This is a genomic window from Gordonia sp. B8661-1, from assembly GCF_059427765.1.
Map to the genome: position 1 here is coordinate 104,102 of NZ_JCAHRL010000009.1, position 20,652 is coordinate 124,753.

At 67.2% G+C, this 20,652-nt stretch carries 21 protein-coding genes; 4 read left to right on the top strand and 17 right to left on the bottom strand.

The window, feature by feature from the left end; translation table 11 throughout:
• The first annotated feature begins 145 nt into the window (after nt 1-145).
• Complete coding sequence (locus tag AC4JJG_RS17750; protein WP_495401789.1) at nt 146-661, top strand: LysM peptidoglycan-binding domain-containing protein; 516 nt, start codon at nt 146-148, stop codon at nt 659-661.
• A gap of 4 nt (nt 662-665) precedes the next feature.
• Here AC4JJG_RS17750 and AC4JJG_RS17755 read toward each other — a convergent pair whose 3' ends face one another.
• Complete coding sequence (locus tag AC4JJG_RS17755; RefSeq protein ID WP_495401790.1) at nt 666-935, bottom strand: DUF2277 domain-containing protein; 270 nt, start codon at nt 933-935, stop codon at nt 666-668.
• Between the two features lie 38 nt (nt 936-973).
• Nucleotides 974-1,942 (bottom strand): NADPH:quinone oxidoreductase family protein, encoded by a 969-nt coding sequence (locus tag AC4JJG_RS17760; protein WP_495401791.1) that lies wholly within the window; start codon nt 1,940-1,942, stop codon nt 974-976.
• A gap of 62 nt (nt 1,943-2,004) precedes the next feature.
• Between AC4JJG_RS17760 and AC4JJG_RS17765 the strand changes: the two genes are divergently transcribed.
• A complete protein-coding gene (locus AC4JJG_RS17765; protein WP_495401792.1) occupies nt 2,005-2,670 on the top strand; it encodes a class I SAM-dependent methyltransferase in 666 nt (221 codons plus the stop codon).
• A 46-nt stretch (nt 2,671-2,716) separates the two neighbouring features.
• Here the strand turns inward: AC4JJG_RS17765 and AC4JJG_RS17770 are convergent, their stop codons facing one another.
• The 3 genes from AC4JJG_RS17770 to AC4JJG_RS17780 are packed head-to-tail and all read right to left on the bottom strand — an operon-like array spanning nt 2,717 to nt 5,810.
• Entirely contained in the window at nt 2,717-3,478 is a 762-nt protein-coding gene (locus AC4JJG_RS17770; RefSeq protein ID WP_495401793.1) for an SDR family NAD(P)-dependent oxidoreductase, read from the bottom strand.
• Nucleotides 3,475-4,419 carry an alpha/beta hydrolase gene (locus AC4JJG_RS17775; RefSeq protein WP_495401794.1) on the bottom strand — a complete coding sequence of 315 codons (945 nt, stop codon included), beginning with the start codon at nt 4,417-4,419 and terminating at the stop codon, nt 3,475-3,477. Before AC4JJG_RS17775 ends, AC4JJG_RS17770 begins: the two co-directional genes overlap by 4 nt.
• Nucleotides 4,416-5,810, bottom strand: a complete 1,395-nt coding sequence (locus AC4JJG_RS17780) for a flavin-containing monooxygenase (RefSeq protein WP_495401796.1) — start codon at nt 5,808-5,810, stop codon at nt 4,416-4,418. The genes AC4JJG_RS17775 and AC4JJG_RS17780 overlap by 4 nt, the downstream gene beginning before the upstream one ends.
• Before the next feature lie 115 nt (nt 5,811-5,925).
• On the opposite strand from AC4JJG_RS17780, the gene AC4JJG_RS17785 reads away from it, so the two are divergent.
• Nucleotides 5,926-6,546: a TetR/AcrR family transcriptional regulator gene (locus tag AC4JJG_RS17785; protein WP_495401797.1), complete on the top strand. Its 621-nt coding sequence runs from the start codon at nt 5,926-5,928 to the stop codon at nt 6,544-6,546.
• Between the two features lie 9 nt (nt 6,547-6,555).
• Here the strand turns inward: AC4JJG_RS17785 and AC4JJG_RS17790 are convergent, their stop codons facing one another.
• The 5 genes from AC4JJG_RS17790 to AC4JJG_RS17810 form a co-directional block, all read right to left on the bottom strand.
• Nucleotides 6,556-7,407, bottom strand: coding sequence for an LLM class F420-dependent oxidoreductase (locus AC4JJG_RS17790; RefSeq protein ID WP_495401798.1), 852 nt, complete (start codon nt 7,405-7,407; stop codon nt 6,556-6,558).
• 233 nt (nt 7,408-7,640) lie between these two features.
• The gene (locus AC4JJG_RS17795; RefSeq protein WP_495401799.1) at nt 7,641-8,675 is read right to left on the bottom strand and encodes a prenyltransferase; all 1,035 of its coding nucleotides are present in this window, start codon (nt 8,673-8,675) and stop codon (nt 7,641-7,643) included.
• On the bottom strand, nt 8,672-9,400 hold the full coding sequence (locus AC4JJG_RS17800; RefSeq protein WP_495401800.1) for a class I SAM-dependent methyltransferase: 729 nt from the start codon (nt 9,398-9,400) through the stop codon (nt 8,672-8,674). The genes AC4JJG_RS17795 and AC4JJG_RS17800 overlap by 4 nt, the downstream gene beginning before the upstream one ends.
• 32 nt (nt 9,401-9,432) lie before the next feature.
• A complete protein-coding gene (locus AC4JJG_RS17805) occupies nt 9,433-10,686 on the bottom strand; it encodes a glycosyltransferase family 4 protein (protein ID WP_495401801.1) in 1,254 nt (417 codons plus the stop codon).
• Between the two features lie 2 nt (nt 10,687-10,688).
• Nucleotides 10,689-12,380, bottom strand: coding sequence for an FAD-dependent oxidoreductase (locus tag AC4JJG_RS17810; RefSeq protein WP_495401802.1), 1,692 nt, complete (start codon nt 12,378-12,380; stop codon nt 10,689-10,691).
• Nucleotides 12,381-12,479: 99 nt separating this feature from the next.
• Here AC4JJG_RS17810 and AC4JJG_RS17815 point away from each other — a divergent pair, with 99 nt between their 5' ends.
• A complete protein-coding gene (locus AC4JJG_RS17815) occupies nt 12,480-13,337 on the top strand; it encodes an acyl-[acyl-carrier-protein] thioesterase (RefSeq protein WP_495401803.1) in 858 nt (285 codons plus the stop codon).
• Nucleotides 13,338-13,426: 89 nt separating this feature from the next.
• Here the strand turns inward: AC4JJG_RS17815 and AC4JJG_RS17820 are convergent, their stop codons facing one another.
• The 7 genes from AC4JJG_RS17820 to AC4JJG_RS17850 all read right to left on the bottom strand — a co-directional run bounded on the left by AC4JJG_RS17820 (nt 13,427) and on the right by AC4JJG_RS17850 (nt 20,643).
• Nucleotides 13,427-13,972, bottom strand: coding sequence for a DUF3558 domain-containing protein (locus AC4JJG_RS17820; RefSeq protein WP_495401804.1), 546 nt, complete (start codon nt 13,970-13,972; stop codon nt 13,427-13,429).
• Complete coding sequence (locus AC4JJG_RS17825; RefSeq protein ID WP_495401805.1) at nt 13,969-14,865, bottom strand: DUF3558 family protein; 897 nt, start codon at nt 14,863-14,865, stop codon at nt 13,969-13,971. The genes AC4JJG_RS17820 and AC4JJG_RS17825 overlap by 4 nt, the downstream gene beginning before the upstream one ends.
• Before the next feature lie 9 nt (nt 14,866-14,874).
• A complete protein-coding gene (locus AC4JJG_RS17830) occupies nt 14,875-15,069 on the bottom strand; it encodes a hypothetical protein (protein ID WP_495401807.1) in 195 nt (64 codons plus the stop codon).
• A 115-nt stretch (nt 15,070-15,184) separates the two neighbouring features.
• The gene (locus tag AC4JJG_RS17835; RefSeq protein WP_495401808.1) at nt 15,185-16,891 is read right to left on the bottom strand and encodes a hypothetical protein; all 1,707 of its coding nucleotides are present in this window, start codon (nt 16,889-16,891) and stop codon (nt 15,185-15,187) included.
• 129 nt (nt 16,892-17,020) lie between these two features.
• Entirely contained in the window at nt 17,021-19,042 is a 2,022-nt protein-coding gene (locus AC4JJG_RS17840; RefSeq protein WP_495401809.1) for a 5-oxoprolinase/urea amidolyase family protein, read from the bottom strand.
• Nucleotides 19,043-19,069: 27 nt separating this feature from the next.
• The gene (locus AC4JJG_RS17845) at nt 19,070-19,747 is read right to left on the bottom strand and encodes an urea amidolyase associated protein UAAP2 (RefSeq protein ID WP_495401810.1); all 678 of its coding nucleotides are present in this window, start codon (nt 19,745-19,747) and stop codon (nt 19,070-19,072) included.
• Complete coding sequence (locus AC4JJG_RS17850; RefSeq protein ID WP_495401811.1) at nt 19,744-20,643, bottom strand: urea amidolyase associated protein UAAP1; 900 nt, start codon at nt 20,641-20,643, stop codon at nt 19,744-19,746. Before AC4JJG_RS17850 ends, AC4JJG_RS17845 begins: the two co-directional genes overlap by 4 nt.
• Between the last annotated feature and the right edge of the window lie 9 nt (nt 20,644-20,652).

Below are 20,652 nucleotides of genomic sequence, written 5' to 3' on the forward strand. Positions count from 1 at the left end.
CGGACACGGCTTACTCCCAAACATTCCGCGCAGCGTGGTCGGAAGTAGTACGTCGATATTCGGGTAGCGCGCTACTCACGCTGCGTGCGGCTGCCGGGCAGACCATCGAGGTGCCCCACCTCATCGCACCCTCAGGAGACACATCATGGCTACTTTCGACCGTTTGTCCGTCCGGTCCCCGCGACCGTTCGATGTTTTGCCCGGCTGGTTCACGATCACCGGATTCGGAGTCTTCAACGAAGGCGTACTCGGGCGGGTGGAGATCGCGAACGCCGACGGCTCGGTGCTGAACTCGAATGCCATCCGCAGCTCGGCCGGCTTCGGTTTCACGGTCTTCGAGGTCCCGCTCGGTGCCGCCGAACCGGCATCGCTCTACGGGACCGTGACGGTGATCGCGGAGAATCCGAGTGGCGACCCCGCCCGCGAGCTTCGGGTCAGCATTCCGATCACCTTCGGCGAGAAGGTCGTCGCCGGGAACTTCGGTGGCATTCGTCCGTACGCCGTGGTCAAGGGCGATACCTTGTTCGCCATCGCCGAGCGGGAGTACGGCGATGGCAATCGATGGCCGGGTCTGCATGCCGCAAACCGCGACATCGTCCCGGATCCCGACATGCTGAACATCGGGACCGTGCTGCGAATCCCGTTCGAATACCGGATGTAGACCGCTACGACCGCGCAGCGATCCGGGCCCGCACCTCGGGTCGCCGCAGCGGCGGCACGGTCTTCGGTGGCTGCCGACGCGCGGGCAACGAGTCCAGCAGAACCTCGGTGACCTCGGTGACGGCGCGGACCGCCGCCTCGAAGGCCTCCTCGTTGGCGGCCGACGGATGACGGATCCCGCTCACCTTGCGGATGTATTGACGGGCCGCGGCCTCGATCTCCTCATCCGTGGCGGCGGGTTCGAGTCCGCGTAGTTCCGTGATGTTGCGGCACATGGATGCTCCTCGGTAGGGGTTCTCCCGTCCGCGCCACCTCAGTCGGCGATGTGGACGACTGCTTTGCCCAGGATCCGCCCTTCGGCGAGATCGGTCAACGCCTGCGGCAGTTGATCGAGGGAGTACGTGACGTTGACCTGCGGCGCGAGGCCCGCGTCGATCATTTCGGTCAGTTCGTCGTGCAGCAGTTCGGGCACGCCCGGATGGGTGCGCACGTATTCGCCCCAGGCGGCACCGACGATCGCGATGTTGCGGAACAGCACCCGGTTCAGCTTCACCGTGGGGATGCCACCCGCCGCGAATCCAATGACCACGTAGCGGCCGTCGGGTGCGACCTGCCGCAGCGCCTCGTCGAAGACCTCGCCGCCGGAGGGGTCGATCATCACGTCGACGCCCTCGGGGGCGATCTTCTTCAGTTCGTCGCCCCAGCCCTCTTCGAGCTGCACGATGTGATCGGCGCCGGCGCTGCGCAGCAATTCTTCGGCGCCCGTGCGATGGACGATCGCGATGACCTTCGCCCCCATCGCCTTGGCCACCATGATCGATGCGGTGCCGACGCCACCGGCTGCGCCCAGCACGCCGACGATCTCGCCGGGTGCCGTCTGCGCGCGGATCTTCAGTGCGAACAGCGCGGTCTGATAGTTGATGCCCATGGCCGCGCCCTGATCGAAGCTCAGGCCCTGGGGCAGCGGCAACAACTGTTCGGGCATTGCCGCGACCTGCTCGGCGAAACCACCGACGATGGACGCGACGAGCACCTTGTCACCCGGCTGGAACGACGAGCCCTCGGGCGCCTCGCGGACCACGCCGGCCACCTCGGTGCCCGGGGTGAACGGGGTGGGCAGACGCAACTGATACTTGCCCTGACTCATCAGCAGGTCGGGGAAGCAGACCCCGCACGACTTGATGTCGACGAGCACCTGTCCCTCCGTCGGCGTGGGATCGGGAACATCGGTCAGCTCCAGTCCGGCGGGTCCGGTCTCTGCGGTGAGTACTTGGGCTTTCATACGCCTCACCTTACTGTGACTCGGCTTACAGGTGCTCCCGGTGGCACCGATAGGATCGTCGTATGACCGACTCGTCGGCGCCGACGCCGAATGCCCCGTCCCCCGAACGACTGCGCGTGGCCGAGGAAGCTCCCGGCTTCATGCCGACCGATGAGGCGCTCACGCTGTTCGAGATCGCCGGAGAGTATCTGTCGCAACCGGATTCGGTCGGTCTCGGTATCGAGATCGGCACCTACTGCGGCAAGTCGACGGTCTTCCTCGGCGCGGCGGCCGAGGCACACGGCGCCACCATCGTGACCGTCGATCACCATCGCGGGTCCGAGGAGCATCAACCGGGCTGGGAGTACCACGACACCGGCCTCGTCGACCCGCACACCGGGACCCTCGACACGTCGGCCCGCTTCCGCCGCACCATGTTCGACGCCGGACTCGAGGGCACCGTCATCGGCATGCTCGCGCCATCGACGGTCGCTGCGAAGGTCTGGGGCACGCCCGCCGACTTCGTGTTCATCGACGGTGGACACAGCATGGAGGCCGCCCAGAACGATCTCGACGGCTGGGCACCGTGGGTTCGACCCAACGGCGCCCTGCTCATCCACGATGTCTTCCCGGATCCCGCCGACGGCGGCCGTCCGCCGTACGAGATCTATCGCCAGGCCATCGATTCCGGGCACTTCGCCGAGGTCCGCGCCGAAGGCTCGCTCCGCGTCCTGCGCCGCAACCCCTGACCGCGCCAACCAATGTCGTGGTGCGCACGCAGTTCGCGTGTTGTCGCTACGGGTCCGGTTCGCTGAGCGCACGCACGCGGCCCAGCACGTCCGGGTAGCGCTGCAGGTGGGCGCCGCCGTTGACGTCGAAGGCGGATCCGGTGATCCAGCCGGCACGGTCGGAGGCCAGGAAGGCGGCGACCGAGGCGATGTCGGACGGCTGCCCGACGCGGCCGAGTGGCGTGTTCTCCACGTACTCGTCGGTGAGGCCGGGGATGAGTGCGAGCCCGGCGGTCAGCGGGGTGTCGACGACGCCCGGCTGGATCGCGTTGACTCGGATTCGCCTGGGCGCCAACTCGAGTGCGACGACTTCGACGAGCATCGTCACGCCGGCCTTCGAGGCGCAGTAGGCCCCCATGGCGGTTCCGGGCTGTCTGCCGTTCAGCGACGAGATCACCACGATGCTGCCGCCGTCGACGATCCGTTGCCCGCCGTGTTTGAGCACCAGGAAGCTGCCGGTCAAGCAGACGTCGACGGTGGTCTGCCACTGCTCCAGCGGCAGTTCGGTGATCGCGCCGGGCATGGCGAGTCCGGCGCAGCTGACGATGACGTGGAGATCGTCGACGGAGGCGAATCCGGCCCGCACCGATTCCTCGTCGGTGACGTCCATCGCGAGCGCGCGGGCGCCCAGATCGTCGGCGGCCGTGTGTGCCGCGTCGACGTTGACGTCGGCGATCACCACGTCGAAGCCGTCGGCGGCCAATGCCCGTGCGGTGGCCAGGCCGATTCCGGACGCACCACCGACGACGACCGCCGTCCGCGATGTCATCCTACTACTCCGGCCTTCTCGATCAGATGCCGTCTCAGGAACGAGAGCTGGTGCGCCACAGCGGGTTCGAACCAGTTGCGACCCTCGAAGATGTCGAAGTGATCGCAGGGGTAGTGCCGCACCTCGGCGCGCGCCTTCACACCGGCCTTGACGGCGGCCTGCGGCGGCGCGCCCTGATCGAAGTCCGCGATCTGCAGGAGCACCGGAGCGTTGATGCGATCGGCGTGTTTGTCGGCCCGATAGCTGCCGAGTTCCAGACCGATCGACGCGTCGATCTCGTTGCGCCACGTCGGCCCCGCGATCGCGAGGTAGTCCTCGTAGAAGCCCGGCGACGTAAGCGCGGCCTTCTCCCCCGGCCGACCGACGACCCGCATCATCGTGCCCGGACGCCCCAGCTTGCCCGCGATGGCGCTGCCGATCCCGGCCAGCGTGGACCTCGCCATGCCGACCGCGCCGACCTGCGGGTAATGATGCACGCCCGCGGCCAGGCCACTGATCAGCGGCACCATCGAGATGACCGCGCAGACGTCGTCACGATCGGCGCCCACCGACAGCACGTGACCACCGGATTGCGACAAGCCCCACAGGATGATCCGCGATCCGTCGACGCCGGGTTGCGCCGCGGCCGCCGCGATGGCGGCCCGATAGTCGTCGGCCTGACCGGACATCGAAATCGTTTGTCGCGGTTCGCCGTCCGAGGCGCCGAAGCCGCGGTAGTCGAAGGCCAGCACGGCCAGGCCGGCTGCGGCGAGCCGTCGGGCATAGGCGTCGAGACCGGAATCCTTGGTGCCCGCGAAGCCGTGGGCCATCACCACCGCCGGACGGCCCGACGGCCCTTCGAAGGGTGAGTTCTCGGCGCCGGGGTAGAACCATGCCTCACACCGGGTTCCGTGTGAGTCGAAGCGCAGTGTCTGCCGGTTTGTCGTTGCCTGGGCGGTCATGCGGTCACCTCGGTTGCGGCGAGATCGTCGGTGGGCAGGTCGGCGACACGAGCCCAGGTCGGCGGCCCCTGCGTGGCAGCGCGTTTCACGCCCGCGGGAATCTCCTTGGCGCGCATGTTGTGTTCGTACAGGTAATAGTCGAGCTGCTGGGTGTGCCGTGGTCGGTCCAGGATGTGGCCCATGTACAGCTCGGTGTCCGCCTTGATGCCTCGATGCATCTCGTCCACGGTCGGTGGTCGGTAGCGTCCCACCGCGTAGGCGCCGACGAGCCTCGCCTGGGATTCGACGAATGGGAAGAGGGTCGGTGTCGCCTGCGCGAAGCCCACGAACATCAGGTCGTCGATGCCGGGATAGAAGATCCGCTTGTACAGGTCGATCCGGTTGTCCGGGGCGCTGATGAAGTCGGGGTCGAAGAACGGGAAGGTGATGTTGTATCCCGTGGCGTAGATGATGATGTCGAAGTCGTCGGAGGTGCCGTCCTCGAAATGGACTGTGTCGCCGTCGAATCGCGTGATGTTCGGTTTGGGGATCACATCGCCGGAACCCAGCCGGAGCGGCAGTTCCACCGATTGCGTCGGATGTGCTTCGAAGAACTTGTGGTTCGGGGTGGGCAGACCGAAGTCCTCCGGACGTCCCGCCGTCATCGGCTGCATCACCTGCATGACCTTCCGCTGCCAGGAGAACGGGATGTACGGCGACGTGTGGTAATACTTGTCGGCCGGTTTGCCCGCGAAGTACTTCGGGACGATCCAGGCGCCCGAGCGGGTGGACAGGGTCAGCGTGTTGCCCAGGGCCTTCGATGACAGCTCCACGGCGATGTCGGCGGCACTGTTGCCCAGACCCACCACCAGGATGCGTTTGTTCGAGAAGTCATGGGGCGTCGACGGATCGATGTAGTGATGCGCGTGCATCGTGGTGCCGTTGAAACCGCCGGGGAAATCCGGGTACCGCGGATCCCAGTGGTGCCCGTTGCCGACGATCAGCAGATCGAACCGACGCGTCTCGCCGCGCTGTGTCTCCAGTTCCCACCCGCCGCCGTCGAGGCGACGCGCGTGGGTGACGCCATTCTGGAATTCGATCGCGTCGAGGAGCCCGAAGGCGTCGGCATAATCGTCGAGGTACTGCTTGACCTGGGTGTGATGCGGGAAGTCCGGGTAGCTCTCCGGCATGGGGAAATCGCGGAACGACAGTTGATGCTTGGACGTGTCGATGTGCAGTGACCGGTAGGCACTGCTGTGTCCGTTCGGGTTACCGAAGGCCCAGTTCCCGCCGATCCGGTCGGAGGATTCGAAGCAGGTGTAGGGCACGCCGTAGTCGGCGAGCATCTTTCCTGCCGTGAGCCCGCTGATGCCGGCCCCGATGATCGCGGTACGCGGAAGGTATGTGCTCATGGTTCCTCACCGAACGGCCCGTGCGCGGCCGGGCTGTAGACAGATTCCATGTTCTGTCTACAGCATGGGATGTCGCGGTGTCACCGAGATCGGTGAATTTGCTAGGGTTCGGGTCGTGAGCGAGGCCCCCATCACCGCGCAGCCCGGCGACACGGTCACCGCACGTCTGCTCGACGCGGCCGAGAAATTGCTCGCCGACAAGGGAATTCGATCGACCACCATGCAGCAGGTCGCCGAACAGGCAGGTGTTTCCCGCGCCTGGCTGTATCGCCACTTCCCCGATAAACCAACCCTCGTTGGTGCCGCGATCGTCCGTCTGAACACCGCGTTCTGGACCGGTGCGCAGTCCCAACTCGACGACATCGAGGGTTTCGATCGGCAGCTCGCGGCCGGCGTGCGTATCGGCCGGGGCGCTTACGACGACCCCGGAGCGCTACTCCTCCGCCTGCGCACCGACGAACCCGAGGAGTTCGCGGCGTGTGCGGGAGCGGGCATCACCGGCCTCGTCCCGGATCTCGGCCTGTTCTGGTATCCCTACGTCGAGGCCGCGGCGCGCAACGGCGAGATCCATCCCGGGCACGACCTGACCGAGGTCTCGGAATGGCTTGCGCGCGTGCTGATCAGCCTCGGCACGGTGCCCAGCAATACCGTCGATCCCGACGACCCGGACCGCGTGCTCGCCTACGTCCGCCGCTACCTCATGCCCGGTCTCGTCGCCGATCCCGGCGCAGCGTAGGGTCAGCCCTCAGGCCGACCCGAGATCCAGCTTGCCTGCGAGCTTCTCGAGGTAGGCGGAGGCACGCTCGACGCTGTCGTCGGGCAGGCCGTAGAGCACCGTGGTCACCCCGATCTCACGCCATTTCTCCAGCTTCTCGGGCACCGGCCGGACATCGAGGACGACGAGCTGTGGTGCACCCTCACGACCCGCTTCGGCCCAGATCTTCTTCAGGAGTTCGACCGACCCCTCGATGTCGGCCTCGCCCGGCGTGGTGATCCACCCGTCGGCACTCCGCGCGATCCACCTGAAGTTCTTCTCGTTGCCCGCCGCACCGACGATCACCGGGATGGGCGACTGCGGCGGCTTGGGCCACACCCAGCTCGGGCCGAATTCGACGAATTCGCCGTGGTATTCGGCCTCCTCGTCGGTCCAGAGTGCGCGCATGGCCTCGAGATATTCGCGGAGCATGGTGCGGCGCTTCTTGATCGGCACCTTGTGGTCGGACAGTTCGTCGAGGTTCCAGCCGAAGCCGACACCGAGAGTCACCCGCCCGCCGGATACGTGATCGAGCGTGGCGAGCGTCTTGGCCAGCGTGATCGGGTCGGACTGCACCGGCAGTGCGACCGCGGTGCCCAGCCGGATGTGTTCGGTGACCGCCGCGGCGGCCGCGAGGGTGGTCCACGGATCAAGGGTGCGCATGTAGCGATCGTCCGGGAGTGACGAGTCGCCGGTACCGGGATGTGCCGCGTCGCGGCGTGTGGGGATGTGACCGTGTTCGGGCACGAAATATGACGCGAAGCCGGCCTGCTCGATGAGCGGCGCCAGCACCTGCGGCTTGAGTCCGCGATCGCTGGTGAACTGCACGATTCCGAATTCCATGAATCCTCCACGTAGCACGCCGACCACCCCTGGACGGCTGACTGGACACTAGTCCAGGTGATGCGGTGGGCCGGGGTCCAGGGTTAGGGGTTGTCGAGGGGGATCTCGATACGCAGACTCGCTACGCTCGCCTGCTACTCGATCAACGGGTGGGTACTCGCCTGCCACTCGCTCAACGGGGCACTCCCCTGCTACTCGATCAACGGGGGCGCTCGCCTGCTACTCGATCAGCGTCAGGCACGACTGTCCGCGGTCTGCCGCACGTCCCGGAAAATCCCGTTGCCCGGGGTCGTACGGCTCACCGCATCGGCGGCCAGGACCACGGCCGCCGACGTCCAGCAGGATTTCTCGACCGGCCAGCGCTTCCCGTCGGCGAAGACCAGACCCGTCCAGTATGAGCCGTCCGGATCCCGCAGGTGCTGAATCGATTCGATGAGGCGGACCGCGTCGGTGGTGTCCCCGAGGGCGTCGACGGCCAGTGCCAGCTCACAGGTTTCCGCCCCGGTCACCCACGGCCGATGATCGACGCAGCGAATCCCCTTGCCGGGCACCACGAATTCCTCCCACCGCCGGGCGATGTGCTCCTGCCCGGCCCTACCGCGCAGCGCACCGCCCAGGATCGGGTAGTACCAGTCCATCGAGTGCTCGCCGGGCGGCTCGAAGATCTCCGGCCGGTCCCGGATCGCTGCACCCAGGTCGGCATGTGCCCGAACCCATTCCGGGTCCGGCTGATCCATCTCGTCCGCGATGTGCACCGCACAGTCGAGCGACTGGAAGATGCTGGCGTTGCCGGTGATCTGCGCCTCGGCGAACATGTTCCCGGCCTCGTCGCCGCCCCAGCGGAACGCACCGTCCGGGCGTACGTATCGCATGACGAGGTTGATCGCCGACCACACCGTCGGCCACATGCGTTCCAGGAAATCGCGGTCCCGCGTGATCAGGTAGTGATGCCACACCCCCACCGCGATGTAGGCGCAGAAGTTGCTGTCCACGTTGGGATCCTCGACGTGACCGATGACGGTCCGGATCGGCCACGAGCCGTCGGCGCGCTGATGCCGCCGCGACCAGTCGTACGCTGCCTCGGCCTCCGCGATCCGGCCGGTGACGGACAGGGCCATTGCCGACTCGACATGATCCCAGGGGTCGGTCTGACCGCCCGGAAACCACGGCAGCGCTCCCGAATCCTCTTGCATCGCGGCGATGGCCGCACCCGTCGCATCGACCTGCGCCGCGGTCAGCACTCCCGCCACCGCGGGCATCGGGGTCACGTCGCGGCGGCCTCGGCGGGCTTACGCAGGTACAGCGCCACCGACTTGCCGATGAAGGGATTCAGAATCTGCTCGCCGACGCGGGTCAGCCACGGCTTGCTCATCATGTCCCACACCAGCAGCTTGTGGTAGCCCTGAACCAGCGGGTTGTCGTTGTTCTCCACGCCCACAGCACATTTGAGCCACCAGTACGGGGCATGCAGCGCGTGGGCGTGATCCACGTCGGTCACCTCGAGCCCGGCGGCGGTGAGCTTGTCGGCCAATTCGGAGGCCTTGTAGATGCGCACGTGGCCGCCCTCGACCTCGTGATACTCGTCCGACAGGGACCAGCACACCTTCTCGGGCCAGTACCGCGGTACGGTCACCGCTGCCAGGCCGCCCGGCTTCAGGATGCGCACCATCTCACTGATGGCGGCCTCGTCGGACGGGATGTGCTCCAGGATCTCCGACATCAGCACCACATCGAAGCTGTTGTCCGCATAGGGAAGCCGCAACGCGTCGCCGACCTCGGCGCGCGCTTTGGCGGAGTCGGGCACGTGTCCCTCGGCCATCATCGCGTCGAACATCTCGCCGACCTCGGCCATATCCGACTCGGACTGATCGAAGGCGACGACATCGGCGCCGCGCCGGAACATCTCGAACGAGTGCCGTCCCTGGCCGGCCCCGATGTCGATGGCCTTGGTGTTCGGTCCGACCCGGAGACGATCGAAATCCACTGTCAGCACAAGCGTTTCCCTTCTGTCGACACCCGGCGGTGTCAGTTCGCCGAGCGCCCCACGCGCGCGAGCACGGTCTCGTAGTGGGCAGCGGTCTTGGCGGCCACTGCCGCCCAGCTGTAACGTTCCTCCACCCGTGCACGGCCACCCGCGCCCAGCCGGGCACGCAGATCGGCGTCATCGAGCAGCCGCCCGATGGACTGGGCGAGTTTGCCGGAATCACGCGGCGGCACCAGCAGCGCCGCCTCCTCCTCGGTCCCGACGACCTCCGGGATCGCCCCGGCGCGCGTGGCGACCAACGGTGTGCCACAGCTCATGAACTCCACCGCGGGCAACGAGAAGCCCTCGTACAACGAAGGGACACAAGCGACTTCGGCCGAAGCCATCAGTTCGGCCATCTCCTCGTCGGCCAGCCCGGAGACGACCCGGACACGATCGGCGATCGCGAGTTCGTCGATCATCGCGGCCGACGGACCGTCCGGATCCAGCTTGGACACCAGCACGAGCTCGACCTCGCGTTCGGCACTGAGCTTCGCGACCGCCTCCAGCAGATAGGACACACCCTTCAGGGGCGCATCGGCACTGGCCACGCACACGATCCGGCCGGGGACGCGCTGCGCCGACGGCGTGAAGATCGCGGTGTCCACCCCGAGCGGGATGGTGGTGATGCGTCCCGCCGGGATGTCGAAGGCCTTCCGGATGTCGACCTCGCTGCTGCGCGACACCGTGAGCAGTTCGGGGATCTGACGCGACACGCGACCCTGCATGCGCAGGAAGGAATGCCACCGCCACGCGGTGATCTTCCGCCAGCCCTTCGCCGCCTTCACCGCGAGGCTCCGGTCGCGGGTGATCGGATGATGGATCGTCGCGATCAGCGGGAAGCCGTCCTTCTGGATGTCCAGCAACCCGTAACCGAGACACTGATTGTCGTGCACGACGTCGAAATCGTCGCGACGCTTCTTCAGCAGCCGGGCGACCCGCTTGCTGAACGTGTACGGCTCGCCGAAGCTCGCCGTCCACATCGATACGACCTCGCGGACGTCGATCCAGTCCCGGATCTCCCTCGGCCGGGGAGTCCGGAACGGATTCGGTTCGTCGTACAGGCCGAGGCTGGGCACCTTGGTCAGCGTGACGCCCGCGTCCAGTGCGACCTGATCGAGGTCCGGATACGGCTGGCCGGAGAAGATCTCGACGTCGTGGCCGAGGAGTGCGAGTTCCCGGCTCAGATGGCGGACGTACACACCCTGGCCACCGCAATGCGGTTTGCTCCGGTACGAGAGCAGTGCGACGCGCATGCTCAGCGCACCGATTCCAGGCCGGCGGCGACCTCGAGATCACCGAGGGTCACGATCTTCACGCGGCGACGTCCCGCAGCCTTGCCCGCATCACGTTCGGCGGCGTCGATCGACTTCCAGGCGGCGAGATCGATGCGGCGGGCGCCCCGGCTCGCGACCAGGTCGGCGACATCGTCCCGCGAAGCGGACGGCGTGGGCAGCGTCCCGGCGACGAAATCGAGCAGCACGGCCTCGGCGGTCTCCTGCCCGCACATGCGGTTCATGCCGATGCCACCGGTGGCACCGCGCTTGATCCAGCCCGCGACATACAGGCCGGGCAGCACCTCACCCTCGACGGACTGGACGCGACCGTCGGTGTTCGGGACCAGCCCGCGCACCTCGTCGAATGGCAGATCCGGCACTGCGACACCGCGATAGCCGATGGCGCGCAACACGATTCCGGTTTCGATCTCGAAACGCTCATCGGTCGGGGTGACCGAGACGCGCTCTCCCGGAACGTATTCGTTGCGAACACATGTCACCGACCGCACCGCGCCGTCGCCGGTGAGTTCCACCGGGGAGACGAGGAAGCGGAACACGATGCGCCGGTTGCCGTCCGTCGTCGGCCGCTCCGAGAACTCCCGTGCCAGACGGATCTTCGTGGCGATCGTGGAATCCAGCGAGTCGTCGTCGAGCGCCGATGCGGTGGCCGGATCGAGAGTCAGTTCGTCGGGATCGATCACCACGTCGACGCCGTCGACATCACCGAGCGCCAGGAATTCACTGTTCGTGTAGGCGGCCTGCGCGACTCCGCGCCGGGCCAGCAACTCGACCTCTTTGACGTTCGACTCGCGGAGCTTCGCGAGCGCGTGATCCGCGATATCGGTCGTCGCCAGGTCATCCGGATTGCTGACCAGGATGCGGGCGACGTCGAGGGCAACATTGCCGTTGCCGACCACCACGGCCTTCTCCGAGGACAGGTCGACGTCCAGGTCCGCGTAGTCGGGGTGGCCGTTGTACCAGGCGACGAAATCCGTGGCGGAGATGGAACCCGGCAGGTCCTCGCCGTCGATCCCCAGCCGCTTGTCGGTCGCGGCGCCGACCGCGTAGATGACCGCTTGATACCGCGCGACCAGTTCGTCGTGGCTGATGTGGGAATCGCCGTCGACGTCGTCGCCGACGCGGACGTTGAGGAAGTATTCGAAGTTCCGCTTCCCGGCCGTCGACGCGAAGTGCTTCTCGACGCCCTTGGTGGCGGCATGGTCGGGTGCGACGCCGGCGCGCACGAGCCCGTAGGGCGTGGGCAGCCGGTCGAACATGTCGACCTTGATCTGCGGCTTGCGCACCAGTTCCTCGGCGGCATAGAAGGCGGCGGGGCCGGCACCGACGATCGCGACGTGCAATTCCCCCTCGGGCAACTGGGGGGCCTTCTTCGGCGGCACCAGCCCGGCCTCGACGTCGTGATCCTTGTAGTAGTCGGCGTTGATCTGCAGATACGGCTCGTCGCGGGCCTCGAGCTGATCGTCGGGGAGAATGGCCTCCACCGGGCACTCGTCGATACAGGCACCGCAGTCGATACAGGTCTCCGGATCGATGTACAACATCTCTGCGGTGGCGAACTCGGGCTCGTCCGGAGTTGGGTGAATGCAGTTGACCGGACACACGCTGACGCAACTTCCATCGTTGCAACATGGTCTGGTGATCACATGCGCCATCTGCTGTTTCCTTGATTCCCGACACGTGGAACGTGTTCTAGTTTTGCCGTTGACTGTATCTTAGCTTCAAAACTACAGGTGACCCGAAAGTAGGTCGGCGTGACCGCCCCCTCCCCGAATTCCGGGACTTTTGTCCCCACACCCGTCGAGCCGCTCGGCGACCGCAAACCCGACGCACGTTACTTCGGTGTCGATTATCGCGTCCGCACGGGTGATGTCGATCAGCAGATGCGCGTACGCCTGGATTCGGTGGCCCGCTATCTCCAGGATGTCGCCAACGACAACATCGAGGCCACCGACTTCGGTGACACCGATCCGTTCTGGATCGTCCGCCGCACCGTCATCGACGTGCTCCGGCCGTTCTCCTGGCCCGCGTCGATCCGTGCGGAACGCTGGTGCGGCGCCCTGTCCACCCGGTGGACCAACATGCGCGTCCGGTTGACCGCCGACCATGAGACCAACCGCTTCAACCCCGACGAACGTGCGCCCGGCCTCATCGAGACCGAGGCTTTCTGGATCAACGTCAACGATCAGGGCATGCCGTCGAGGCTGAGCGACGCGGCCTTCGAGATGTTGTCCTCGATGAACGACGAACACCGGCTGCGCTGGAAGTCGATGAATCCGGAGAAGGCCCCGGACGCTTCCGGCATCGCACTGCCCGACCGCGAGCACACTCTGCGCAGCACCGACTTCGATCCGTTCAAACACCTCAACAACGCCGCCTACCTGGAGGCCATCGAGGACGAGCTGACCGATCACCCCGACCTCATCGACGGTCCGCACCGGCTCGTCATCGAATACCTTCGGCCCATCGTGCCGGGCGTCCCGATCACCCTGCGCCGCGTCCGCGAGGACGACCGCCTGCTCGTGTGGATGCTGATCGACGGTGACGAACCCGGCGACAAGGTCGTCGCGGCGACCGTGACGGTCACCGTGCTGCCCGGGTCGTCGGCGTAACCGTCACCGCTGACGCCGCCGGAGTGGGTTTTCGCCGTGAATGAGCCCGGAGCGGTGACGGTTACGCCACGACCGCACCATCCGCTGACTTACTGTCCGCCGTTGAGCAGTAGTTCCATCAGTTTCGTCGGTGCGGCGCAGGGGTCGGCGGGCACGGCATTCGACATGGGTTCGACCCACCAGGTGTAGACGCCGCGGCTCGGCGCGCGGGCGGTGACGCCACACATCGCGGGACGTTTCGGGTCGCGCTGGGTGAAGGCCGACTGGCTCGCGATCTTGATGTTCTCGGTCTCGTAGCCGAGCTTGCGACCGACTTCCTTCTCGACGCTGTAGTTGCCCCACTCGAACCAGTTGAAGGTGACGTTCGCCGACACCGCACCATCGACCAGCCAGCGGCAGATGGCGCCGTTGAAGGTGCCCCGGGCGACGACCCCGCCGACGGCCTTGGCCACCTTCTCGGGCGAGACGACCTGACATTCGAGGGTCAGTTTGTCGAACGAGTCGGTGTCGACGTTTCCGGACTGATGCTCGTCCGCGCCGCCCACCGCGAAGGGCTGACCGTCGACCGTGCAGCCCGCCGTCACACCGACGATCAGCGTCAACGAGGCGAGCAGCAGGAGCAGTCTGCGCTTCATGACGCACGCTCGATGGACAGTCGTGACAGCTCGGTGACGGCGTCACAGAGTTGTTCGGTGGTCGGGCCGGGTGCACCGCCGAGATTCAGCACCCCGGAACTCACCGACCATTCGAAGAAGTCCGCACCGAACGCCACGCCGGTCTCACAGATGCCCGCGTCGTGCGCGATGAAACCCTTGTGGCCGTTGACCTCGAAGTCCTTGGTGGACTCCCGGGAGAGTTGTTCGGTGGCGCGCTCACGTCCGATCGGCGACCCGCGATACCAGTTGAACGACGCGACCGGACCGGTCCGATCGTTGCTCGATCCCCACTCGCAGACGGACGCATTGTTGACGGTGTTGGAAAGTCCGGAGAAGGTGGTGATCTTGATGACCTCCTCGGTGGTGAGGCCGCCGCACGCTCCGAAGAACGGTCCGGCTCCGGCCTTACCGGGCGGCTCCGGGGTGTTGCCCCCACCGGTGTCACCGGAGTCGTCGCCCGAACAGGCCGAGAGCAGCAGAACGATGACGGCCAGCATCGAGACCAACATCCCGCCGGACATCCGCAGCCGGTCGAGTTCGCGGCGCTCCCGTTTGGTGGGACGCCCGGCGCCCCGGTCGCGGCGCGGCACGCTCGCAAGAATCTCGCGGGGCGGGGGCGGCGGGCTGTTGTCGATGTAGCACTCGGCGGCGAGCGGCGCCGACACCCGTTTGCTGATCAGCTTCGTCACCTCGACGATCCGCTCCTGACCATGCAGCCGCACCCGGACCTCGTCACCCACGACGACCGGCTGCGCGGGCTTCGCGGTCGCACCGTTGACGCGCACGTGACCGCCACGGCAGGCCGCACCGGCGGCAGATCGGGTCTTCGTCAGGCGGATCGCCCAGATCCAGCTGTCGACGCGGGTGGACACGCAGGCGGCCTATTTCTGCCGGGTGAGGAAGTAATAACCGGCACCGGCGGCGACCACACCGACGATCACCGCGAGCCAGAAATTGGTCAGCAACCACAGGACCGCGAAGACCGCGATGCCGGGCGCGACCGCGGCCAGCGCCATTCCGGGATGCTGCCGGGCGACCTGCGAGACCGCCTTGCTTTTTGCGGGGTCAATGGCCATGACGTCTCCTTGGTAGGGATGTGCCTCCCACTGTAGCCAAGGAGCACGTCCGGTCGGCCCTGCCGCGGACTACGGATTCGCCACCACGCGACCGGTGACCGCCATGGATCGCGGACTACGAAGCGCTGCCGTCCGAGCCGCCGGACGACGAGGACGACTCGGAATCGCCCGACGAATCGGAGCCGGCCTCCGAGCCGGACGAATCGGCGCCGGAATCCGGGTCGCCACCGCCATCGGCCTCATCGGCACCCGACGAGTCACCGCCATCCGCGGAGTCGTCCGACCCGGAATCGGCGGCGGTGTCGTTCGCCCCGGCCCCGGAGGCGTTCTCCGCGTCGGCGCTGTCGTCGGCACGATGCCTGCCCTCGTAGGCCCGATGCTTGCCGACGTATTCCTCGGCGGCCTCCGCCTCGCTCGTGTCGCTCGACGCATCGGACTCCGGCGCATCGGACTCCGCAGTAGTGGGCGCGGGAGCCGGCGCCTCCACGACGCCGCCCTCCTCGACGGCGGGTGCAGCCGAACGCAACGCCGTCGGCTCGGGGGCCGCGGACGTCGTCCGCAGCGCGGTGGTCGACGGCGCGGACGGCGTTGCGTAGGGCCCGAATGCCGGCAACCCGAACGGGAGCCGGTACTCCGGCAGTGTCAGCACCGGGACCAACTCGCCGGTATCCACGGTGCCGAGCGTGATCACCGGCAATCCAAGGTGATTCGGCTTCGATGTACCGTTCACCTCGACCTCGGGATTGAAGGTGATCGACGACCCGAGCCAGGACAGGGTGATCGGATCCTGCGAACCGTAGTCACTGGTGAGTGTCAGCAGAACCGGCAGTCCGTAGGCATCCGTACGATCGCCGCCCATGCCGAGGCGAACGACATCCTTGCTGAGGCTGAGCGGTTGACCGTTCAGCAGCTGCGTGAGTACCTGACCGAACACACCGGCCGGATCGACGAGGATCGCCGTCGGATCCGTCAGGCCCAGTTGCAATTCCGGGATGCTCTTCCGCAGATCGAGCCGCGCGTCGAGGGTGCCCGCGACATTCGCGCAGCCGCCGACGCCCTCCGCGTACGCGCCGGTCAGTCCGCCGTAGCAGCTGACCGAGGAGATGCCCGGGATGTCGAGCCCGGTGTCGATGCCCATGACGGTGATCGGGATGTCGTCGGTGGTCCAGGCGTTGGCCATGCCGACGATGGCGAACGCATACGCGCTGCGGCCGCCACTGGCGCCGGCGGTCGCGAGGCTCACCGGCAGATAGGAGACGGCCGTCGCCGAGCCGCCGGTCGATGCGGCCGCGAACTGGAATCCGCTGCCGATGACCGTCGCGCTGCCCTCCGGGAGAAGAGCATCGGGCACCGTGGCGTCGATATCGAAGAGGTCCAGGATCCACTGCGTGAACGCGTTGTTCGCCGCCGCCTGGATGACGCCGTACGGTCCGTCCGGCACCACCTCCAGATTCCCCGGAAGCACCAGCGCGACACCGGTTCCCGTGGATCGGGAGCAATCAGCACCACCGGAGGTCCCGCCGGTGCCGCATCCCTCGATACGCCATTGCTCGAGCAGATACTGCGTGGCGCCGTTGTTCAGTGCACCGTCGACGATCTGTCCGATGCCCGCTGCCGGATCGAGGCTCTCCGCGAGCGCGGCCGCCTCCGACAACGTCATCGCCCGCGCGGGAGCCGGCTCGGCCATCTGTCCGGCCCCGACGGCCGCAACGGTGGCGGCAGCCATGACGCCGACGGCCGCACGCTTCCGTGACTCCTTGCGATCCCGGCGACGAGCCTCCTTCTGCGCGCGACGAATTCCCCGGTCCCCGGTGCCTGCCATGTGTCCCCAACCTCAATGCCTGACAGCGCCATCCGCTGTGATCGGGATCAGTGAAGCATGGGCAGTGGATCGGTTGTGTGCAATTTCAAATATTTCTCGGAGCGGACAAACGCGGGGGATCTCGGCTGATCAGGCAACCCGCTCGGCGTCGACGGGAACCGCGGGACGCGCGGCGAACTCTCCGGCCTGCGCCCAGCGCATCCGTTCCTCGGCGCGAGCGCCCTCCATCGCCGCTCGAGTGGCCGCGATGTCGGCGGCGTTGTCGTCGAGGAAACGCTGGTGCCCGGCGAGGGAGAAGGAGCCCTCGGTGATGCGGCAGCTGTCCCCGCGCCCCGCGGCGACATCGGCACGCAGGTCGAGGAGTTCGTCGGCGCCCACCGGGTACCAGCTGATGCGATCGAAAAACCTGAGGAGCCAGGGGTGTTCGGGATCGAAGCCGGGTGTCGGGTCAGGATGCCGGTGATTCCACACCTGCGTCGTCCGGCCGACGAACTGGTAGCCGCCGGGCCCCTCCATGCCGTAGATGCACATGTAGGCGCCGCCGATACCGACCGCGTTCTCCGGGGTCCAGGTCCGCGCCGGATTGTATTTCGTGGTCACCAGCCGGTGGCGCGGGTCCATCGGAACCGCCACCGGCGCACCGAGATACACGTCGCCGAGGCCGAGCACCAGATAGTCGGCGCCGAAGACGATCCGATGGACGTCGTCGACCGAGTCGAGGCCGTTCATCCGGCGGATGAACTCGATGTTCCACGGGCACCACGGCGCATCGGAACGCACGCCCAGCATGTAGCGTTCGATGGCCTCGCGGGTCGCGGGGTCGTCCCACGAGAGCGGCAGTTCGACGGTCCGGCTCGGCACGACCAGGTCTTCGGCCGGCGGCAACTGCTCCTCGCATTCGCGCAGCCAGTCGAGCATCGCCGACTGCGACCACACATCCGGGTCGGCCTTCACCTGCAGCGACCTGATCCCGGGCGTGAGGTCGAGCAGACCCGTCGGCCGTTCGGCGTCGATACGTTCGGCGAGCGCGTGCACTCGCGCCCGCAGCGCGAGATCCAATGTGAGGTCGCCGTATTCGATGAGGATGTTGTCATCGCCGCTGCGCCGGTACACGACCTCGGTCTCGCCGTCGGCGGTCGTCGTACGTCCGAGGACCCCGGCGTCGACGTCGCCGCCCGGGGACAGCACGTCGACGAGGTGGGACCGCCGGGCATGGCCGATCGACCGGGGCGACGCGCTCTGCTCGGAGCGGACCGGAACGAAACGCACGGTGTCCCCCGGCTTGAGCTGGCCCAGCTTCCATCGCTGCGCGGTCACCACGGTCACCGGGCAGACGAAACCGCCGAGGCTGGGGCCGTCCGGCCCGAGCAGGATCGGGGTGTCACCGGTGAAGTCCAGTGCGCCCACCGAATACGCGTTGTCGTGGATGTTCGACGGATGCAGGCCGGCCTCGCCGCCATCGGTGCGCGCCCACTCCGGTTGCGGACCGATCAACCGGATGCCGGTCCGGTCGGAATTGAAGTGGACCTCGTAGTCGGTGCCGAGAATGTCGGCGATGTCGTCCTCGGTGAAGAACTCCGGGGCGCCGTGCGGCCCCATCGTGACCGCGAGCTGCCACGCGTTGGTGAAGGCCGGCCGCTCCTCGAAGAGGATGCGGCGCGGTGACCCGGCAGGTTCTGCCGCCGTGGACAACTCGTCGCCGACGGCCAGCGAACGTCCCTCCGGCCCACCGAATCTGCCGAGCGTGAACGTCGAGCGGCTGCCCAGATACTCGTCGGCGGCGATGCCCCCGGCGACCGCCAGGTAGGCCCGCATGCCGAGCGATCCGAGGGTGCCCACGTCCACCGTCTCCCCTGCCGCCACCTCAACAGGGACCCACTGCGGAACCGCACGCCCGTCGACCGTCACGGCGACGGGGGCGCCGGTCACCGCGATCACCACCGGTTCGTCGAAGCGCAGGGCGGGACCCATCAGCGTGATCTCCAGTCCTGCCGCGGAATCCGGGTTGCCGACGGCCTGGTTCGCGAGCCGGAAGGACAGATCGTCCATCGGACCGGAGGGCGGTACACCGACCTTCCAGTAGCCGATGCGACCGGGCCAGTCCTGGACGGTGGTCATCGGGCCGGGACGGAGGACGGAGATGGCAACCATGAGTGTGTGCTCCTGAGGATTCGCGGTTCAGGCGGGGCGGGTGACGATGACGCGCACGGCGGTCGGGTCGAAACCGTTGCAGGGGTTGTTGATCTGCGGGCAGTTGGAGATGAGCACCAGGGTGTCGGCATCGGCCCGCAGGGCGAGACGCTTACCGGGCGCCGACAATCCGTCGACGATGCCGAGCGCGCCGTCCGGATCGACGGGCACGTTCATGAAGAAGTTGACGTTGCCGACCAGGTCGCGCTTGCCGAGCCCATGCCGGGCACCGCCGATCAGGAAGTTCTCCACGCAGGCGTGCTGATGTTTGGTGTGGTGGCCGTAGCGGAGGGTGTTCGACTCCTGTGAGCAGGCACCGCCGAGCGTGTCGTGATTGCCCACCTCGTCGGCGACGACCGTCATCATCGGTTGCGATTCCTGATCGCGGACAACGGTTCCGGTGGTCAGGAAGATGTTGCCCTGGTCGGCGATGGTGGCCTGCGCGGAGTAGCGGATCGAATGATCGCTGCCACCGAAGAACAGGGTGTCCACGGCCTGATTGCCGTAGAGGTCGACGATGGTGAGGACATCACCCACGGCCACGACTCCCGACCACGGGGCGCGAGCACCGATGATGGCGTCGTCGATGACGGTTCCGGGAACGAGCGCGAGATCGGCGGCGGGCGCCACGGTCAGTTCGTCGCCTGCGGCGAGCACGGTCGTCATGACTTGTCTCCTGGTGCGGTGGTGGATGTTTCGGCAGCGTCGTGGACGTCCTCGCTGTTGAGGACGGCACGGCGATACTCGGGATCACGGTTCGGTGAGTCGGCGAGCAGATCGTCGAGATCGGCGCCGGCCCGCCACGCCAACACCTCTAGTGAGCCCGTCTCGAATCGTGGCGACGGATCGAGCGGATGCGCGGTGTTGGCGACGGCGACGATCACGGGCAGATGCACGATCAGGTCGACGGAGGTGCCGGCACCGGCGTTGCCCAGATAGCCGAATGATCCGTCGTCCTCGACGCGCACCCCGGCGAAGAACGAGACGGTCGGCGCGACGTCCGTCGGTGTCAGTCCATGTTTCGCGGCCGCGAGCTTGAGCAGCTCTCGCCCGGCCGGGCTCTCCGAATGCACCTCACCCGCACCGTATTTCGCGGTGTTCTGGGCGAGTGTGGTGGTTCCGGTGAGTGCGTCGTGGTGCCCCGAGGTGTCGGCGACGACGGTCGCGAGCACCCGGCCCTGGTCGCTGAGCAGAGGATGTCCCGCGGTCATGTATGCCTGCCACGGCACCTTCACCGTGTCCGCCACGCTGATGCGTTCCCACGGGGTATCGGCCCGCCACATCATCAGGTGTGCGCAGGCGGTGCCTGCGACATCGCGTAGACGCAGCCGGGTGCCGCGGGCGAGAACCTTGGTGGTGTACCGGCCGCCGGGGACCGTCTCCGCCCACGTCAACAGGGCCGGGTCGACACCCGCGGGCGGAGCCGGCCAGTCGGCGGCGGGGACCACGGGCATGGATGTGGTGATCGTACCGGCCTGGGCGCGGGCGTGGGCCCGTGCTCCCGCGGTGGATCCGGTGTCCGTGGTGGAATCGGCGGTGGCATCGGCAAGGGTGCCGGTCATGAGAACCTC

Excerpts from the sequence above, each read along its gene's own strand:
- AC4JJG_RS17840 (WP_495401809.1), bottom strand. The coding sequence starts at position 19,042 with ATGGTTGCCATCTCCGTCCTCCGTCCCGGCCCGATGACCACCGTCCAG.
- AC4JJG_RS17835 (WP_495401808.1), bottom strand. The coding sequence starts at position 16,891 with ATGGCAGGCACCGGGGACCGGGGAATTCGTCGCGCGCAGAAGGAGGCT.
- AC4JJG_RS17770 (WP_495401793.1), bottom strand. The coding sequence starts at position 3,478 with ATGACATCGCGGACGGCGGTCGTCGTCGGTGGTGCGTCCGGAATCGGC.
- AC4JJG_RS17830 (WP_495401807.1), bottom strand. The coding sequence starts at position 15,069 with ATGGCCATTGACCCCGCAAAAAGCAAGGCGGTCTCGCAGGTCGCCCGG.
- AC4JJG_RS17750 (WP_495401789.1), top strand. The coding sequence starts at position 146 with ATGGCTACTTTCGACCGTTTGTCCGTCCGGTCCCCGCGACCGTTCGAT.
- AC4JJG_RS17845 (WP_495401810.1), bottom strand. The coding sequence starts at position 19,747 with ATGACGACCGTGCTCGCCGCAGGCGACGAACTGACCGTGGCGCCCGCC.
- AC4JJG_RS17765 (WP_495401792.1), top strand. The coding sequence starts at position 2,005 with ATGACCGACTCGTCGGCGCCGACGCCGAATGCCCCGTCCCCCGAACGA.
- AC4JJG_RS17850 (WP_495401811.1), bottom strand. The coding sequence starts at position 20,643 with ATGACCGGCACCCTTGCCGATGCCACCGCCGATTCCACCACGGACACC.
- AC4JJG_RS17775 (WP_495401794.1), bottom strand. The coding sequence starts at position 4,419 with ATGACCGCCCAGGCAACGACAAACCGGCAGACACTGCGCTTCGACTCA.
- AC4JJG_RS17810 (WP_495401802.1), bottom strand. The coding sequence starts at position 12,380 with ATGGCGCATGTGATCACCAGACCATGTTGCAACGATGGAAGTTGCGTC.
- AC4JJG_RS17780 (WP_495401796.1), bottom strand. The coding sequence starts at position 5,810 with ATGAGCACATACCTTCCGCGTACCGCGATCATCGGGGCCGGCATCAGC.
- AC4JJG_RS17820 (WP_495401804.1), bottom strand. The coding sequence starts at position 13,972 with ATGAAGCGCAGACTGCTCCTGCTGCTCGCCTCGTTGACGCTGATCGTC.
- AC4JJG_RS17755 (WP_495401790.1), bottom strand. The coding sequence starts at position 935 with ATGTGCCGCAACATCACGGAACTACGCGGACTCGAACCCGCCGCCACG.
- AC4JJG_RS17760 (WP_495401791.1), bottom strand. The coding sequence starts at position 1,942 with ATGAAAGCCCAAGTACTCACCGCAGAGACCGGACCCGCCGGACTGGAG.
- AC4JJG_RS17805 (WP_495401801.1), bottom strand. The coding sequence starts at position 10,686 with ATGCGCGTCGCACTGCTCTCGTACCGGAGCAAACCGCATTGCGGTGGC.
- AC4JJG_RS17790 (WP_495401798.1), bottom strand. The coding sequence starts at position 7,407 with ATGGAATTCGGAATCGTGCAGTTCACCAGCGATCGCGGACTCAAGCCG.